The organism is Microbacterium sp. DWRC1-3 (assembly GCF_049896645.1).
GTDB lineage: Bacteria > Actinomycetota > Actinomycetes > Actinomycetales > Microbacteriaceae > Microbacterium > Microbacterium maritypicum.
In genome coordinates this window covers 826,345-843,080 of sequence record NZ_JAFCUS010000001.1, presented here as the reverse complement: position 1 = coordinate 843,080, position 16,736 = coordinate 826,345, and the positions used below count along the sequence as shown (strand labels likewise).

Here is a 16,736-nt window from a genome sequence, read left to right as displayed (position 1 = left end):
GCGGGTCGGAGCGCAGACCCGACCTCTCCTGCGGCTCTAGGATGGAATGCGCTATGAGCTCCACCGCCCCCTCCTCTCGGATGACCGGAATCGGTCGCGTCCTCGTGATCGTCTATGCCGTGATGGCGCTGGCCGCGACCGGACGCAGCTTCGTGCAGATCGTCCGTCGCTTCGACGAGGCGCCGCTGGCGTACGCGCTCTCCGCACTCGCCGCCGTCGTGTACATCCTCGCCACACTCGCCCTCGTCCTGGCCCGCCGCCGCGGCTGGTACTCGGTCGCTTGGGTCGCGATCGTCTTCGAGCTCACCGGCGTCCTCGTGGTGGGGGTGCTGAGCCTTCTGATGCCCGACCTGTTCCAGCATGAGACCGTGTGGTCGCTGTTCGGGCGCGGTTACCTGTTCATTCCGCTGGTTCTGCCCCTCTTCGGCATCTGGTGGCTGCGCACGCACCGCCCGGCCGACGTCGTGCGTCCGGTCGAGGTCGGCGCGTGATCGTCTTCCGCAGCCCGGAAGAGGTGCCGGACGACTTCGGACCGAGCGCGGTCGCGATCGGCAAGTTCGACGGCGTCCATGCCGGCCACCGAGCCGTGATCGAGCGCCTCGAGGAAGCGGCCGCAGCGACGGGCAGCCGGTCGGTCGCCGTCACGTTCGACCGCAACCCGCTGGCGGTGATCCGCCCCGACCGCTGCCCGGAGAACGTCGTCACGGTCGAGCGCAAGCTCGACCTCCTGGGCGAGCTCGGGCTCGACGCCACTCTGGTGCTCACGTTCGACGAGGAACTCGCCGCCCGCAGCGCTGAGGACTTCGTCGTCGACATCCTCGTCGGAGCCCTTCGGGTCTCCACGGTCCTCGTCGGGCAGGACTTCCGGTTCGGCGCTCGGGGAGCCGGCACCCCCGAGCTTCTGCGCGAGCTCGGTCCTCGTCACGGCTTCTCGGTCGAGGTCATCGACGACGTGTACCTCCCCGGCTCCACGCGACGCGTGTCGTCGAGCTGGATCCGCGAGCTGCTGATGGAGGGCGACGTCGCTGCGGCGACGACCGTGCTCGGACGCCATCCCGATGTGCGCGGAGTCGTCGTGCACGGACTCAAACGCGGGCGGGAACTCGGGTTCCCCACGGCGAACCTCTCGACCATCGTCGATGCGTTCGTGCCGGCGGACGGCGTGTACGCGGGATGGCTCGTCGACCACGACACCGGGATCCGGCATCCGTCGGCGATCTCCGTCGGGACCAATCCCACCTTCGACGACGTCCTCGTGCGACAGGTCGAGGCTCACGTGCTGGGAGAGACGGGTCTCGACCTCTACGGGCACGACGTCACGGTCGAGTTCGTGGAGCGGCTGCGGGGCATGGTGGCCTTCGAGGGCATCGACAAGCTGATGGTGCAGATGGGTGCCGATGTCACGGATGCGGCGCGGGCTCTCGGGCTCTCCTCCTAGCCGAGAGCGGATCGCCGGTTCGACCGTGCGGGATGGACGGCTCGGCGTGGGCGATCTCCGCTGAGCGAGCGAGATGGCATAGAATGATCATCGGCTCCCGCCGAACTTCGCGACTCTCGCGTTCCCCGGCGGGAAGAAGATCCACTGTTCGTACGGTCCTGGCTCACGCCACACGCGGACAACGAGAACGGCTCATGGTTTCCTGGGGAAGCCGGAGCCTTCACGCTCAGGAGGAGCATGCCGACTACGGCAACCGCCGCCACGCGGCGCAAGAAGACGTCCCGTCGCGACGATGAGGCACCCCTCATCCCGATCCTCGCGCGCAAGGTGCGCGAGATCGAGGCGAAGTCGCAGCGAGGGAAGCTCGGTCCCACGAATCGAGTGAAGTTCCAGGTGATCGCCTTCCTGGTGCGCGAAGAGCGCGCCAGGGTGAAGGCGGATGCCGAGATCGGCGATCCCGCACGCGCCGAGTTGCTGAAGCGGCTCGACGGCGTGGCCACGATCCTCGCGAAGACGGCCGCCCGCGACACCTCACTAATCCAGCTCCTGGAGGCCGACCAGGCGACATCGCCGGTGGCCAAGCGCATGCGCCGGGACTGGCTGCTCGAATCCGGAGCCGAACTCGCCCCGGAAGAGCTCATCATCGCCGACGCCGCACCGGTGCAGATCTCCGCGATCCCCGCAGCGATCGCGGAGCGCCAGGTCACCCCGCCGTCCGTCGAGGCGCGACAGTTGGCCAACCCCTTCCTCGCTCCCGACCTGACGCCGCGTTCGACGGCCACGCCGCGCCGCCGTCTCGACGGCTGGGAGCTCATGGGTCCGCTGTACAAGGCTTTCGAGACCGGGGCCGGTGGGTCCGCCGCGTCGATGGATCTGCCGCCGGCGCCGGAATTCGACCACATCTCGCCCAAGGGCCTCGAGGTCATGGTGCATCAGTCCCGGTTCCTCGAGGCCGTCAAGGCCGGACACCGCAGCTTCCTCCTCGCCGACGAGCCCGGTCTCGGCAAGACCGCGCAGTCGGTTCTCGCCGCTTCCGTCGCGGGTGCATATCCGCTGCTGGTGGTCGTGCCCAACGTCGTGAAGATGAACTGGGCGCGCGAGGTCGAGCGCTGGACGCCCCAGCGCCGGGCGACGGTGATCCAGGGCGACGGCGATGACATCGACGCGTTCGCCGACGTGTTCATCGTGAACTACGAGATCCTCGACCGGCACATGTCGTGGCTCGCCTCCATCGGTCTGCGCGGGATGGTCGTCGACGAGGCGCACTTCATCAAGAACCTCTCCTCGCAGCGGTCGCAGAACGTGCTGTCGCTGGCCGCCCAGGTGCGCGAGCGCACTCCGGGGCATGATCCTCTGATGCTCGCCCTCACCGGTACGCCGCTGATCAACGACGTCGAGGACTTCGACGCGATCTGGCGCTTCCTCGGCTGGACCACCGGTGAGAAGCCGGGTCCTGAGCTCATGGAGAAGCTCGACGCCACAGGGTTCACCCCGGCAGACAAGGCGTTCTATCCCGAGGCCCGCGATGCGGTGATCTCCATGGGGATCGTCCGTCGCAAGAAGAAGGACGTCGCCGCCGATCTCCCGGACAAGCTGATCGCCGATCTGCCGGTGCAGCTCGACGACGAGTTCGGGCGCAGCATCCGCCAGGCCGAGCGCGAGCTGGGGGAGCGGCTCGCCGCTCGCTACCGCCGTATCATCGAGGCTCGCGGAGACCGTGGGCTCGCGTCGGGAGAGATCGACGAGGACATCGTGCGGCTGGTCGCCCAGAACGAGCTCGAGGAGTCCAAGGCCGCCGGCACCGGGGGAGACAACGTCTTCACCATGGTCCGTCGCATCGGTCAGGCCAAGGCGCCGCTGGCTGCCGACTATGCCGCTCAGCTGCAGCGCTCGGTCGGCAAGGTCGTGTTCTTCGCGAAGCACATCGACGTCATGGACCAGGCCGAGGCGCACTTCGCCGCGGCGGGCATCCGCTCGGTGTCGATCCGTGGCGACCAGACCTCCACGGTCCGGCAGCAGGCCATCGACGACTTCAACGGCGACCCCGAGGTCGGCATCGCGGTCTGCTCGCTCACCGCGGCAGGCGTCGGGCTCAACCTGCAGGCCGCGTCGAACGTCGTGCTCGCCGAGCTGTCGTGGACGGCCGCCGAGCAGACGCAGGCGATCGACCGTGTGCACCGCATCGGCCAGGGCGAGCCGGTCACCGCGTGGCGGATCATCGCCGCGCACACGATCGACACGAAGATCGCGGAGCTGATCGACCAGAAGCAGGGGCTCGCGGCGCGCGCTCTCGACGGTGAAGCGGTCGAGGAGTCGGCCGCAGAGCCGGTGCAGCTGGCGGCACTCATGCACCTGCTGCGACAGGCGCTGGGCGGAGCATAGGCGTCAAGAATCACCGTTCTTAACGTCGGATCCGGTGCGAGAACACTCGAGACCGGGAAGTTCGACGATATCGGTGAATCGGGTCGTCAAGATCGACGTTTTTCGCCGCTCCCGAATGGCGCCCGAGCGTGCCGGGGCGCTAGTGTCGATCGAAGGCAGCGTCGCCTGTTCCCCCCATCTCCCGAACGTCTGAAGGCACCAGCATGAAGATCGGCATCCTGACGAGCGGCGGCGACTGCCCCGGCCTCAACGCGGTCATCCGCGGCATCGTGCTCAAGGGCACGACCTCATACGACCTCGAGTTCGTCGGCATCCGCGACGGATGGCGGGGCCTGGTCGACGGTGACTTCATGCCGCTGACCCGACACGAGGTGAAGGGGCTGTCGAAGGTCGGCGGCACGATCCTCGGCACCAGCCGCACGAACCCGTACGAGGGCGAGCGCGGGGGAGCCGACAACATCGCCAAGACCCTCTACGGGCACAAGATCGACGGCATCATCGCGATCGGTGGTGAGGGCACGCTCGCTGCAGCGGACCGTCTCGCCAAGGACGGCATCAAGGTCATCGGCGTCCCCAAGACGATCGACAACGACCTGCAGGCGACCGACTACTCGTTCGGCTTCGACACCGCGGTGAACATCGCCACGGATGCGATGGATCGACTGCGCACGACCGGCGACTCGCACCAGCGCTGCATGGTCGCAGAGGTCATGGGCCGTCACGTCGGCTGGATCGCACTGCACGCCGGAATGGCTGCCGGAGCTCACGTCGTCTGCATCCCCGAGGTGCCGATGTCGATCGACGAGATCACGGAGCTGGTGACCAGCGCGCATGATCGCGGTCGCGCGCCGCTGGTCGTCGTCTCCGAGGGGTTCAAGCTCCTCGGAATGGACGAGGCCTACAGCGACAAGGGCCTCGACGCCTTCAACCGCCCCCGCCTCGGCGGCATCGGCGACCTGCTCGCGCCCGAGATCGAGCGCATCACCGGCATCGAGACGCGGGCGACGATCCTCGGTCACATCCAGCGCGGCGGATCGCCCTCGGCGTTCGACCGCGTGCTCGCGACACGACTCGGTCTGCACGCTGCCGACGCGATCGTCGACGGCGCCTGGGGCCAGATGGTCGCCATGCAGGGCACGGATATCGTCCGGGTGCCGTTCGCCGATGCACTGGGCGAACTGAACACGGTCCCGCGCTACCGCTACGACGAGGCGGCGGCGCTCTTCGGCTGAGCCGCCTGAGGCTGAGTCCGCCCCTCGCAGGACGAGCTCAGCCTCAGCGATTCACGCCTCGGCGAGGCCGAGCGTGTCCAGCAGCCAGGCGAGTTCGAACGCCCGCTCCTTCCAGGAGTTGTAGCGCCCGCTCACCCCACCGTGCCCGGCGACCATCTCGCACTTGAGGAGCACGTCCTTCGCCCCGGCCTCGCGCAGGCGTGCGACCCACTTCGCGGGCTCCACATAGAGCACGCGCGTGTCGTTCAGGGACGTCACGGCGAGGATCCGAGGGTAGTCCACGCCGTCGCGGACGTTCTCGTAGGGGCTGTACGACTTCATGTAGGCGTAGACGTCCGGGTCATGGAGCGGGTCACCCCACTCGTCCCATTCGATGACGGTCAGCGGCAACGACGGATCGAGGATCGTCGTCAGGGCGTCCACGAACGGCACACCGGCGAGGATGCCGGCGAAGAGCTCGGGCGCGAGGTTCGTCACCGCGCCCATCAGCAGGCCGCCGGCGCTGCCGCCCTCGGCCACCATCCGACTCGGCGTGGTCACACCCGACTCGACCAGGTGCTCGCCGCAGGAGACGAAGTCCGTGAACGTGTTGCGCTTGTGCAGGAGCTTGCCGTCCTCGTACCACTGCCGGCCCATCTCGCCGCCTCCGCGCACGTGCGCGACCGCGAAGATCACACCCCTGTCGAGTTCGGAAAGGCGTGCCACGGAGAAGCCGGGATCGATCGAGTGCTCGTACGATCCGTAGCCGTACAGGTGCACCGGACGCGGCTCGACGCCTGGTTCGCCGAACGAGCGCTTCCACACGAGCGAGATCGGCACGCGCACGCCGTCTGATGCGGTCGCCCACTCGCGTCGCTGGCCGTAGTCGGCGGGGTCGTAGCCCCCCAGCACCGGCACCTGCTTGCGCAGCACCAGCTCCCGGGTCACGAGGTCGAGGTCGTACACGGTCCCCGGCGTCACGAATGAGGTGTAGCCCAGACGCAGGAACGGCGAGTGCCACTCGGGATTCCCGCTCACGCCGGCCGAGTAGAGCGGTTCGTCGAACACCAGCTCATCGACCGCATCCGTGGCGTAGTCGAGCAGACCGACGCGCTCGAGTCCCTCGCTGCGGTACTCCACGGTGGCGAAGTCGCGGAACGCATCGACACCGAGGAGTCGTCTGCCCTGCTCATGCGCGAGCACCACGTGTCGCTCGCCCTGCGGCTGGGACGCTGACACCGAGACGAGCTCGAAGTCGAGCGCTCCGTCGTTGTGCAGCACGAGCAGGCGATCCTCGCCGTCTACGACCGCATGCTCGACCGAGTACTCCACGCCTTCACGACGCGGCCACACGAGCTGCGGCTCCGCGGTCAGCTCGCCCGTCAGATCGACGAGGTACTCCTCGCTCGTGATGCTCGAACCGACCGCGATGACCAGATACCGGCGGCTACGGGTGATCCCGGCACCGAGCCAGAACTTCTCATCCGGCTCGTGGAAGAGCTTCACGTCGTCGGTGACGGGCGTGCCGAGGCGGTGCAGCCACAAAGTGTCGGGCCTCCACGCCTCGTCGCGGGTCGTGTAGATCACACCCCGACCGTCTGGTGTGAAGAAAGCGCCGCCCGTGTTCGGGATCTCGTCGTCGAGCGTGGTGCCGGTGGTGAGGTCGCGCACGTGCACGGTGTACAGCTCGTCACCTTCGAAGTCGGTGGACCACAGCAGCTTCGTGGCGTCGTCGGACGTGTCGAACGCTCCGAGCGAGAAGAACTCGTGCCCCTCCGCCTCGATGTTGCCGTCGAGGAGCGCGACCTCGCCGGGAACCGGGACACCGGGCTCGAGACGCGGAGGAGTCCAGTCGTCGGGCTCGGCCGCGGCGCGGCAATGGATGCCGTACTGCGCGCCCTCCTCGGTGCGGCTGTAGTACCACCAGTGGCCGCGGCGGGTGGGAACGGAGAGGTCCGTCTCCTGCACGCGGCCCTTGATCTCTTCGAAGAGCCGCTCGCGCAGAGCGGCGAGATGTGCCGTCTCGGCCTCCGTGTGGGCGTTCTCGGCCTCGAGGTGGGACACGACCTCCGCGGACTCCTTTGCGCGGAGCCATTCGTACGGATCGTCGAAGGTGTCACCGTGGTGGGTGCGGAGGGAGGAGCGGCGGTCGGCGGTAGGAGCGTCAGTCACCGTCTCACGCTATCCCAGGTCGAGTTGACCGGCACGGGGGAGGGTGGGAGGATCTACCGGGGCCGGTTAACGGAAGTCAAACCCACGGTGAACTCTTCGTTCATCACGTCGATCACGTCGACATCTCCTTCTTCCTCAAACGACCGAAAGCGAACGGTGGAAACCGCAGCCCTCATCGTCGTGCTTGTCATCGCGCTGGCACTCTTCTTCGACTTCACCAACGGCTTTCACGATACGGCGAACGCCATGGCGACGCCGATCGCCACCGGCGCGCTGAAGCCCAAGACAGCCGTCCTCCTCGCCGCCGTTCTCAACCTCGTCGGCGCCTTCCTGTCGACCGAGGTCTCCAAGACCATCTCCGGCGGGATCATCCGTGAGGATGCGATCATCGAGGCCGGGGCGGATCTGTTCCTATCGTTGATCTTCGCCGGTCTGATCGGTGCGATCACCTGGAACATGCTCACGTGGCTTCTCGGTCTTCCCTCGAGCTCGTCGCACGCGCTCTTCGGTGGACTCATCGGGGCCACCCTCGTCGGCGCAGGCATCGGCGGCATCGACTTCGGCATGGTGCTCTCCAAGATCGTGCTCCCCGCGCTGATCGCTCCGGTTACGGCAGGCCTGATCGCCTTCGCCGCGACGAAGATCGCCTACTCGATCACCCGTCGCTACGACGGAAAGCCCGACGGTCGCGACGGATTCCGGTGGGGGCAGATCTTCACCTCCTCGCTGGTCGCGCTGGCTCACGGCACCAACGACGCCCAGAAGACGATGGGTGTGATCACCCTCGCGATGATCACGATCGGCTGGCAGTCCGGCGCTCACCACGAGCCCGAGCTGTGGGTCATCATCGCGTGTGCGTTCACGATCGCGCTCGGCACCTACCTGGGCGGCTGGCGCATCATCCGCACCCTCGGCAAGGGCCTGACCGACGTCAAGCCCGCACAGGGCTTCGCAGCGGAGAGCTCGACAGCCGCCACCATCCTCGCCTCCAGCGCCCTCGGATTCGCGCTCTCGACCACGCAGGTCGCCTCCGGATCGGTCATCGGATCCGGCCTCGGTCGCCGCGGGTCCACGGTGCGCTGGCGGACCGCCGGCCGCATCGGCATCGGCTGGCTGCTGACGCTTCCCGCCGCCGGTGGAGTGGGAGCGCTCGCTGCGCTGCTCGTGGTCTGGCTGGGCAACTGGGGCGTCGCGATCGACGCCGTGATCGCGGTCCTGATCATCCTCGGTCTGTACATGCGCTCGCGTCGCAACGCCGTCACGCCCGCCAACGCGATGAGTGATGTCGCCGAGTCCGGCATGGCCATCGAGCTTCCCGACACGCCCCCGCCGACGCGTCGTCAACAGCGCATCGAGCAGGCCAAGGCTGAGGCCAGGGCCCGTGCCGAGGCCAGGGAGAAGGCGAAGGCGCAGGCGAAGAAGGATGCCGCGGCCAAGGCCAAGAAGAAGGCGGAGGCCAAGGCGGGCGCCGGTGCGTCCAAGTCTGCGGCATCGAAGAAGAAAACAGATGCCGATCGGAACGGGGAGTCCGCATGAACGTCGTGATCGACTGGTTCGCGTTCCTCCAGGTTTTCGCGGCAGCCCTCATCGGCGCCGCGGCCATCGTCACGTTCTACGCGCTGGGTCTGCGTCTGCTCGTGCGCAGCGGTCGGGCTCCGGTGGTGAGCCCGGCGGAGTTCACGGACGCCATCACGGTGATCACCGAGAAGGAGCTCAAGCGCGCCGAGAAGCAGGCGGCGAAGGCCGCGCGCAAGAGTCCGTTGACCGAGGGGCAGAAGTCGCTGGCCCTCGTCGGGGCCTACGGCTGCTTCGCGCTCTGCGCCGCCGCAGTGGTGAGCGGCATCCTGCTCCTCGTCATCGGTCACTGACGACGGCGGAACGGGGGCCCGGTGCGGGGGCCGGTGCGGCCATAGGCTGATGTCATGTCCGCAGGAACCGGCACTCCCTACGTCTTCGGCAGGCACGAGCCCGCGTCGCACGTGCTCATCCACGTCAGCGACCCGCATTTCCTCGCCGGGGGAGTGCGGCTGGGCGGACGCTACGACGTCGAGGAGAACTTCGCCCGCACGTTGGAGGCGATCCGCACCGTGCATCCGCACCCCACGGCCATCGTCGTCACGGGGGACTTGGCCGACCTGGGGGAGCCCGACGCCTATCGTCGCCTTCGGGCCGCGGTCGAGCCGGTGGCCGAGGCGCTGCGGGCCCCGGTCATCTGGGTGGCAGGCAACCATGATGAGCGGCCGGCTCTGCGAGAGGGCCTGCTGAATCTGACGCCGACCGAGGAGCCGGTGACCGGTGTCTGGAACCTCGACGGCCTCCGACTCATCGCGCTGGACACCAGTGTCCCGGGGTGGCATCACGGAGATCTCGACGACGGTCAGCTCGCCTGGCTGGCGGAGGTGCTCGCCGAGCCCGCCCCGCACGGGACGCTGCTGGCGATGCATCATCCGCCGATCCCGAGCCATCTGCCGCTGTTCGACATCCTGGAGCTGCGGCATCAGGACGAGCTCGCAGACATCGTGCGGAGGAGCGATGTGCGCGGCATCCTCGCCGGACATCTGCACTATTCCTCCCACGGCCTTTTCGCCGGGGTTCCCGTGAGCGTCGCCTCGGCGACGTGCTACACGATGAACGTCGCGCGTCCGTCGGCCGAGGTCAACGGCATGGACGCCGCGCAGGCCTTCCAGATCGTCCACGTCTACCCCGACACGATCACGCACACCGTGGTCCCGGTGACCGAGGCCCCGACCGGCGACTACTTCTCCGAGGCCTGGCTGGAGCGCATGGCGAAGCTCAGCCCGGAAGGGCGACTCGAGGCCTTCTCCCGCAAACCCGGACGCTGAGCGGCGTAGACTGGGGGCATCCCCCACCCTTCTCACCCGCCACGACCCACGAGGATGTGACATGGCTTCTGCCGCGCCTACCCCGACCCGCACCGAGACCGATTCGCTCGGGAGCATGGAGATTCCCGTCGACGCGTACTGGGGGATCCACACCGCCCGCGCCGACGCGAATTTCCCGATCACGAAGCGACCCATCTCGGTGTATCCCGACCTGGTGGTCGGCCTCGCGATGGTCAAGCAGGCCAGCGCCCGCGCGAACCGCGAGATCGGAGTGCTCGACCCCGAGCGCGCTGACCTGATCGATCGTGCGGCGCAGCGTGTGATCGACGGCGAGTTCCACGAGCAGTTCACGGTCGGTGTCATCCAGGGCGGCGCCGGCACCTCGACCAACATGAACGCGAACGAGGTCATCACCAACATCGCGCTCGAGATGGCCGGACGCGAGAAGGGCGACTACGCCTTCCTGTCGCCGATCGATCACACCAACCGCAGCCAGTCCACCAACGACGTGTACCCGACGGCAGTGAAGATCGGCCTCTCGCTGACGCTGCGCTCGCTGCTCGAAGAGCTCGACCTGCTGCGGCTGTCGTTCCTGGGCAAGTCGCGCGAGTTCCACGACGTTCTGAAGGTCGGGCGCACCCAGCTGCAGGACGCCGTGCCCATGACGCTGGGCCAGGAGTTCAACGGCTTCGCCACGACGCTCGGCTACGACCACACGCGCCTCACCGAGAACGCCTCGCTGATGTTCGAGATCAACATGGGCGCCACGGCTATCGGCACCGGCATCACGACCCACCCCGGTTACGCGCCCGCTGTGCTCAAGCACCTGCGTGAGATCACCGAACTCGACCTGCGCACCGCCGGCGACCTCGTCGAGGCCACCAGCGACACCGGATCGTTCATGTCGTTCTCCTCGACGCTCAAGCGCAACGCGATGAAGCTGTCGAAGATCTGCAACGACCTCCGGCTGCTCTCGTCGGGCCCCCAGGCGGGCTTCGGCGAGATCAACCTCCCCGCCATGCAGGCGGGCTCCAGCATCATGCCCGGCAAGGTCAACCCGGTCATCCCCGAGGTCGTGAACCAGGTGGCGTTCGCCGTGGCCGGTGCCGACATGACGGTGACGATGGCGGCGGAAGCCGGGCAGCTGCAGCTGAACGCCTTCGAGCCGGTGATCGCGCACTCGATCTTCCAGTCGATCACCTGGATGCGTCAGGCCATGTGGACCCTGCGCGTGAACTGCGTCGACGGCATCACCGCCAACCGCGACCGCCTGGGGGCGATGGTGGGAGCCTCGGTCGGTGTCATCACCGCACTGACGCCCTTCATCGGCTACGCAGCAGCGGCAGCCCTGGCGAAGACCGCGCTGTTGACCAACCGCAGTGTCGCCGATCTGGTGGTGGAAGCCGGTCTGATGTCCCGCGAAGAGGTCGTCAAGCAGCTCTCGCCCGCACGCCTGTCCGGGCTCGAGACCATCACGGCGGCGATCCCGGTGATCGCGTCGGAGGACCTGATCGAGATCTGATCACGCGGAGACGAAGAGAGGGACGGATGCTCCGGCATCCGTCCCTCTCTTCGTGCCGGTGAGGTCAGTCGGTGATCCGGCAGTGGGTGGTGAGTTCACCGATGCCGTCGATGCCGACCGTGACGGTGGAGTGGTCGCGGAGGAAGATCTGCGGGTCGCGCGAGTAGCCGGCACCTCCGGGGCTGCCGGTCGAGATGAGCGTGCCGGGGAGCAGGGTGAGCGACTGCGAGAGGTGCGTGATCAGCTTCGCCACCGAGCGCACCATCTGGTCGGTGCTCGCATCCTGCACGGTGTGACCGTCGACGACGGTCCAGATGTGGAGGTCCTGCGGGTCGGCGATCTCGTCCGCGGTCACGGCGAAGGGTCCGGTCGGGGTGAAGCCGTCGAACGACTTGCAGCGGGACCACTGCGCCTCGGAGAACTGGATGTTCCTCGCGGTGATGTCGTTGACCACCGTGTACCCCCAGACGTGCGACAGGGCGTCGGCTTCGGCGACGTCCTTCGCGGGCGAGCCGATGAGCACGCCGAGCTCGGCCTCGTAGTCGACGGCTTCGCTGAGAGCGCGCGGCCACGACGTGGTCTGCTCGTGTCCGGTGAGCGAGTTCGGCCAGAGCGTGAACACCGTGGGTGCGGCATCCGTCTTCAGGCCCAGCTCGCTGGAATGCGCGGCGTAGTTGAGGCCGACGGCCAGCACAGCCGGGGGAGCGAGCACGGCCGAGGCGAACGCCCAGCCGTCGAGAGGGTGCCGCCGGGCGGAACCGGTCGCCAGCGCTGCGCGCAGGGCCTCGAGCGCGTCGTCTCCTCCCTCGATCAGCTGCTGCAGCGTGGCAGGAGGGTCGTTCAGGAGGTCAGAGACGAGGATGGCGTCCGAGCCCTCGACCACGGCGAGAACCGCGAGAGGGGAGTCAGGACGGCGCAGGTGAGCGAACCGCATGCTTCTACGCTACCGGGTGGCTGGTGGTCGCCGGGTGGAGGGCGTCGCCATATCCGGACCGTCTGCGTTGTGCCCATAAGCTTTGCCTATGAGTTCCGGAGGACCGTCCCAGCCGCAGCAGCCCTCGCCCTACGCCCCTCCGCCGGCATCGCCGCAGGTGTCGCGGCAGCCCTACATGCCCGCGCCATCCGCGAGCCCCCTTCCCGCGCCTGCGAACGGGGCGCCTTCCACCGGGTACGCCTCGTCTCTCGCGCAACCGACCCCGTACACGCCACCGGCTCCCGTGGCCCCGTCGCCGGCGGAGTCGCTTCCCGCGTTGCCCGTGCCCACCAGGAAGGGGCGCACCGTGTCGCTCTGGCTCTTCGGAGTGCTCGGGTTCCTGCTGATCGCCCTCGTGGGGTATTTCGTCTGGGCGCTCGGATCCTTCGCATCGGTCGTCGGCCTTGTGCTCGCGCTCATTCCGTTGACGATCGTGTTCCTCGGCGTACGCCTGATCGACCGGTGGGAGCCCGAGCCCAAGCGACTCGTCGCGTTCGCCATCGCCTGGGGTGCGGTGGCGGCGGTCGGGCTCACCCTTCTCGTCGACACGGCACTGACCCTCCTGCTCGACATCCGATCGGAGGAGTTCACCGCCGTTGTGCAGGCACCCATCGTGGAAGAGCTCTGGAAGGGGCTCGGCGTCTTCCTCATCTTCCTGCTCGCCCGACGAGCCTTCGACGGCCCCGTCGACGGCATCGTCTACGGGGCACTGGTCGGGGCGGGATTCGCGTTCACCGAGAACATCCAGTACTTCGGGTTGAGCCTGATCGAGGGCGGCGGTGAACAGCTCACCGTCACGTTCGTGGTGCGTGGGCTCTTCTCGCCCTTCGCGCACGCCATGTTCACCGCGATCACCGGTTTCGCGATCGGTCTCGTCGCCCGTCGGCACGGTTCGGCCCAGGCGGCGCTCGGCGCCGGGGCGCTGGGCCTGGTCGGGGCGATCCTCCTGCACGCGCTCTGGAACGGCTCCGCGACGTTCGCGGACTTCTTCGGGCTCTACTTCACCCTCCAGGTGCCGCTGTTCGTCGGATTCATCCTGTGCATCGTCGCCCTGCGTCGCGAGGAGGCCAGGCTCACCAGAGCACGCCTGGAGGACTACGCCGCCGCGGGGTGGTTCACGCCCGAGGAGGTCACGATGCTCGCGACCCCCGCCGGACGAAAGGTGGGACTGGCCTGGGCCTCGCAGCTGCGCGGGGACCGACGGCCTCTGATGCGCGCGTTCATAAAGGACGCGACCGCACTCGCCGCCGTGCGCCAGCGCGCGATCACCGGTCGGGATCCTCTGGCCGTGGACGACGAGCGCGCTCTCCTGATCCGCACCAGGGCGACCAGGGCGGCTCTGCTCTCCTACTGACACGGAGCGAGGCAGCGGGCCCGCCCCCGGCAAGACTCAGCGCCCGGTGCTGCGGCGATGCCTGCGAGTCTCCCGGGCGCTGAGTTGATCTGTAAACAGGGTGCACCCGGCCCCGTGCGGGTGTCAAGAGCGTCTTGCCGAGGTTCGACGGTGCGTGCACGAGAGGTTCGACGGTTCGTGCATGAGGTGTTCGCTGTGAGCAGGTGCGCGCGCGTTGACCCCGTCCGTCGGCCTCGGGTTTGATGGAGACATGACTGAACGCACAAAGCCTGAGTTCGACGCCCCCAGCACCCCCGCTCCGGCGGACCTCGTCATCCGCGACATCATCGAGGGTGACGGCGCCGAGGCGAAGCCCGGCGACACGGTGACGGTCCACTACGCCGGTGTGGAGTTCGACTCCGGCGAGGAGTTCGACTCCTCCTGGGGTCGCGGCGAGACCATCCAGTTCCCCCTGCGCGGCCTGATCCAGGGCTGGCAGGACGGAATCCCCGGCATGAAGGTCGGCGGGCGCCGCGAGCTGATCATCCCCCCGCACCTCGCGTACGGCCCGGCCGGTGGAGGGCACTTCCTCTCCGGCAAGACGCTGATCTTCATCATCGATCTCGTCGCCGTCGGCTGACTTCGATCTTCTCCACGAGGCGCCCCTCTCCTTCGGGAAAGGGGCGCCTCGTGGCGTTCCGGAAGAGATTCTCCATTCAGGGGAATACATGCGACTGAATGTAAGTTGTCACAGTGGTCGCGGCAACGCGGCCCCTGTCCCTTGCCGCAGCAGCGGCTGAAGTCTCCAGAGGAGAAGCAATGACCAGCATCGACATCCCCGGCTACCGTCCCGGCACCTGGGTTCTGGACCCTTCGCACAGCGAGGTCACCTTCAGCGTGCGTCACATGATGATCTCGAAGGTGCGCGGCACGTTCGGCGTCAAGAGCGCGACGCTCGTGGCCCCGGAGAACCCCCTCGAGGCCAAGGTCGAGGCGACGGTCGACGTGACCTCGATCGACACCAACGACGAGGGCCGCGATGCGCACCTGCGCTCGGGCGACTTCTTCGACACGGAGAACTTCCCGACCATGGAGTTCGTCTCCACCGGTGCGCGCGTCAAGGGCGATGACCTGTACGTCGACGGAGACCTCACCATCCGCGGCATCACCAAGCCGGTCAGCTTCGAGCTCGACTTCGGTGGCTTCGGCACCGACCCGTACGGCAACTACAAGGCCGGTGCTTCGGCCAAGACGGTCATCAACCGTGAGGACTTCGGCCTCACCTGGAACGCGGCGCTGGAGACCGGCGGCGTGCTCGTCGGCAAGGACGTCACGATCAGCCTCGACCTGCAGGGCGCGCTGCAGCAGGACTGACCCCGTTCGCGCGGTCGCCAGAACCCCGAGCCCGTCAGGGCTCGGGGTTCTCTGCGTCGTAGTCGTGGAACCGACGGCTGCGGCGCGCGAGCATGGCGACGAGTGCGATGACCAGGACCCCGCCGAGAAGCGGCGGGAACCAGAGGGTGGTCAGGGTCGCGAGCGTCCCGGCGTAGAGAGCCCCGACTCGCGGGCCCCCGGCGACGACGACGATGAACAGGCCCTGGAGGCGTCCGCGCATCGCGTCGGGGACCGCGGCCTGCATCATCGTGTTGCGGTAGATGGAGCTGACGTTGTCCGAGGCGCCGGACAGGGCGAGCGCGACGCACGCGGCGACGATCAGCGCGACGTGCGGCGCGGTCTCGCTCGCCGGCGCGGAGAAGGCTCCGATGAGCAGCACGAGGCCGAAGAGCAGGATCGACGCGCCGTACGCCTGCACCGCCCGAGCGATGCCGCGGCCGTGCCAGCGGTACTGCACGACGCGGCCCGAGAACAGGCTCGAGGCGAACGTGCCGACCGCGACGGCGGCGGTGAGGATACCGGTGGTGAGTGCACCGCCACCGAGGAGGACCGTGCCGAGGGCGGGGAAGAGCACGAGAGGTTGTCCGAACGTCATCGCGATGATGTCGATGATGTACTGCATCCGGATGTTGCCGGCCTTGCGCAGGAATCGCCAGCCGTCGACGAGCGACTCGAGTCCCGGACGGACGACCGCGCCCTCCGGCCTCAGTGACGGCAGTGTCCACAGCCCGAGGAACATCGACAGCATCAGCACGACGTCGATCGTGTAGGTCCACCCGTAGCCGGTGAGGGCGACGAGCAGGCCGGCCAGCGCCGGCCCCGCCATCACCGTGAGTCCGAAGGCCACACCGTTGAGGGCGGATGCGGCCGCGAGCTTGTCGCGAGGGATGAGGCGAGGCACGATGGCGGTGCGCGTGGCCATGCCCACCGAGTTGGCCGCTGAGTTGATCATGCTCAGGACGTACAGCCACCAGATCGTCTCCATGCCCGTCCAGGTGAGCGCGGCGAGCAGGGCGGTGGATGCGAAGGTGATCGTCGCCGCGATCAGGGCCACACGGCGTCGGTCGAACGCGTCAGCGAGCATGCCGCCGTACAACCCGGCGAGGATCATCGGCACGAGGCCGGCGACCGCGATCATGGAGACGGCGAAGGTGTTCTGCGTCAGGGCGAACACATGGAGCATCACCGTGACGATGGTGAGCTGGCCGCCGATGCCGGCGAGGGTGGATCCGATCCACATCCGGGCGAATGCCGGGCTGGACCTCAGGGGGGAGAGGTCGATCAGGTGGCCGCGGCGGGCGCTCACTCGTCGAACTTCTTCTGCACCTTTCGAGCCTAGTTGAACCGTGCGGGCCTCCCTCCCGGCCGGTGGCGCCGGAGGCAGTCGCCGGCTGGTAGACTCGTCAGGTTGCCGTTTGATCGGCCGCGGATAAAGAGAGCCCACGTATCAGGCGTCGGGCGCCGCGC

Annotated in this window: 14 protein-coding genes; 11 read left to right on the top strand and 3 right to left on the bottom strand. The window is 68.0% G+C overall.

The genetic code is table 11. The features are described 5' to 3' along the window. The first annotated feature begins 53 nt into the window (after positions 1-53). The 4 genes from ACP699_RS04065 to ACP699_RS04050 all read left to right on the top strand — a co-directional run bounded on the left by ACP699_RS04065 (position 54) and on the right by ACP699_RS04050 (position 5,052). Positions 54-491 carry a hypothetical protein gene (locus ACP699_RS04065; protein WP_373695298.1) on the top strand — a complete coding sequence of 146 codons (438 nt, stop codon included), beginning with the start codon at positions 54-56 and terminating at the stop codon, positions 489-491. Then, a complete protein-coding gene (locus tag ACP699_RS04060) occupies positions 488-1,438 on the top strand; it encodes a bifunctional riboflavin kinase/FAD synthetase (RefSeq protein WP_055868787.1) in 951 nt (316 codons plus the stop codon). Before ACP699_RS04065 ends, ACP699_RS04060 begins: the two co-directional genes overlap by 4 nt. 237 nt (positions 1,439-1,675) lie before the next feature. Continuing rightward, complete coding sequence (locus ACP699_RS04055) at positions 1,676-3,820, top strand: DEAD/DEAH box helicase (RefSeq protein ID WP_055868785.1); 2,145 nt, start codon at positions 1,676-1,678, stop codon at positions 3,818-3,820. 203 nt (positions 3,821-4,023) lie between these two features. Further along, complete coding sequence (locus ACP699_RS04050) at positions 4,024-5,052, top strand: 6-phosphofructokinase (protein ID WP_017830949.1); 1,029 nt, start codon at positions 4,024-4,026, stop codon at positions 5,050-5,052. A 51-nt stretch (positions 5,053-5,103) separates the two neighbouring features. Here ACP699_RS04050 and ACP699_RS04045 read toward each other — a convergent pair whose 3' ends face one another. Further along, positions 5,104-7,203: a S9 family peptidase gene (locus ACP699_RS04045; protein ID WP_426169370.1), complete on the bottom strand. Its 2,100-nt coding sequence runs from the start codon at positions 7,201-7,203 to the stop codon at positions 5,104-5,106. Positions 7,204-7,359: 156 nt separating this feature from the next. Between ACP699_RS04045 and ACP699_RS04040 the strand changes: the two genes are divergently transcribed. The 4 genes from ACP699_RS04040 (at position 7,360) to ACP699_RS04025 (ending at position 11,568) form a co-directional block, all read left to right on the top strand. Further along, positions 7,360-8,739 carry an inorganic phosphate transporter gene (locus ACP699_RS04040; protein WP_127482490.1) on the top strand — a complete coding sequence of 460 codons (1,380 nt, stop codon included), beginning with the start codon at positions 7,360-7,362 and terminating at the stop codon, positions 8,737-8,739. Then, the gene (locus ACP699_RS04035; protein ID WP_017830946.1) at positions 8,736-9,071 is read left to right on the top strand and encodes a hypothetical protein; all 336 of its coding nucleotides are present in this window, start codon (positions 8,736-8,738) and stop codon (positions 9,069-9,071) included. The genes ACP699_RS04040 and ACP699_RS04035 overlap by 4 nt, the downstream gene beginning before the upstream one ends. A gap of 54 nt (positions 9,072-9,125) precedes the next feature. Continuing rightward, positions 9,126-10,046 carry a phosphodiesterase gene (locus ACP699_RS04030; RefSeq protein ID WP_426169366.1) on the top strand — a complete coding sequence of 307 codons (921 nt, stop codon included), beginning with the start codon at positions 9,126-9,128 and terminating at the stop codon, positions 10,044-10,046. A 61-nt stretch (positions 10,047-10,107) separates the two neighbouring features. Continuing rightward, positions 10,108-11,568 (top strand): aspartate ammonia-lyase, encoded by a 1,461-nt coding sequence (locus ACP699_RS04025; RefSeq protein ID WP_055868778.1) that lies wholly within the window; start codon positions 10,108-10,110, stop codon positions 11,566-11,568. 64 nt (positions 11,569-11,632) lie between these two features. Here the strand turns inward: ACP699_RS04025 and ACP699_RS04020 are convergent, their stop codons facing one another. Further along, positions 11,633-12,502 carry a fumarylacetoacetate hydrolase family protein gene (locus tag ACP699_RS04020; RefSeq protein WP_055868776.1) on the bottom strand — a complete coding sequence of 290 codons (870 nt, stop codon included), beginning with the start codon at positions 12,500-12,502 and terminating at the stop codon, positions 11,633-11,635. A 322-nt stretch (positions 12,503-12,824) separates the two neighbouring features. Between ACP699_RS04020 and ACP699_RS04015 the strand changes: the two genes are divergently transcribed. From ACP699_RS04015 to ACP699_RS04005, 3 genes are all read left to right on the top strand, one after another. Next, complete coding sequence (locus ACP699_RS04015) at positions 12,825-13,895, top strand: PrsW family intramembrane metalloprotease (protein ID WP_200935142.1); 1,071 nt, start codon at positions 12,825-12,827, stop codon at positions 13,893-13,895. Between the two features lie 250 nt (positions 13,896-14,145). Further along, positions 14,146-14,514, top strand: coding sequence for an FKBP-type peptidyl-prolyl cis-trans isomerase (locus ACP699_RS04010; RefSeq protein ID WP_017830941.1), 369 nt, complete (start codon positions 14,146-14,148; stop codon positions 14,512-14,514). A 179-nt stretch (positions 14,515-14,693) separates the two neighbouring features. After that, positions 14,694-15,248, top strand: coding sequence for a YceI family protein (locus ACP699_RS04005; protein WP_017830940.1), 555 nt, complete (start codon positions 14,694-14,696; stop codon positions 15,246-15,248). A gap of 34 nt (positions 15,249-15,282) precedes the next feature. Here the strand turns inward: ACP699_RS04005 and ACP699_RS04000 are convergent, their stop codons facing one another. After that, positions 15,283-16,575 carry an MFS transporter gene (locus ACP699_RS04000; protein WP_055868772.1) on the bottom strand — a complete coding sequence of 431 codons (1,293 nt, stop codon included), beginning with the start codon at positions 16,573-16,575 and terminating at the stop codon, positions 15,283-15,285. Positions 16,576-16,736: the final 161 nt, after the last annotated feature.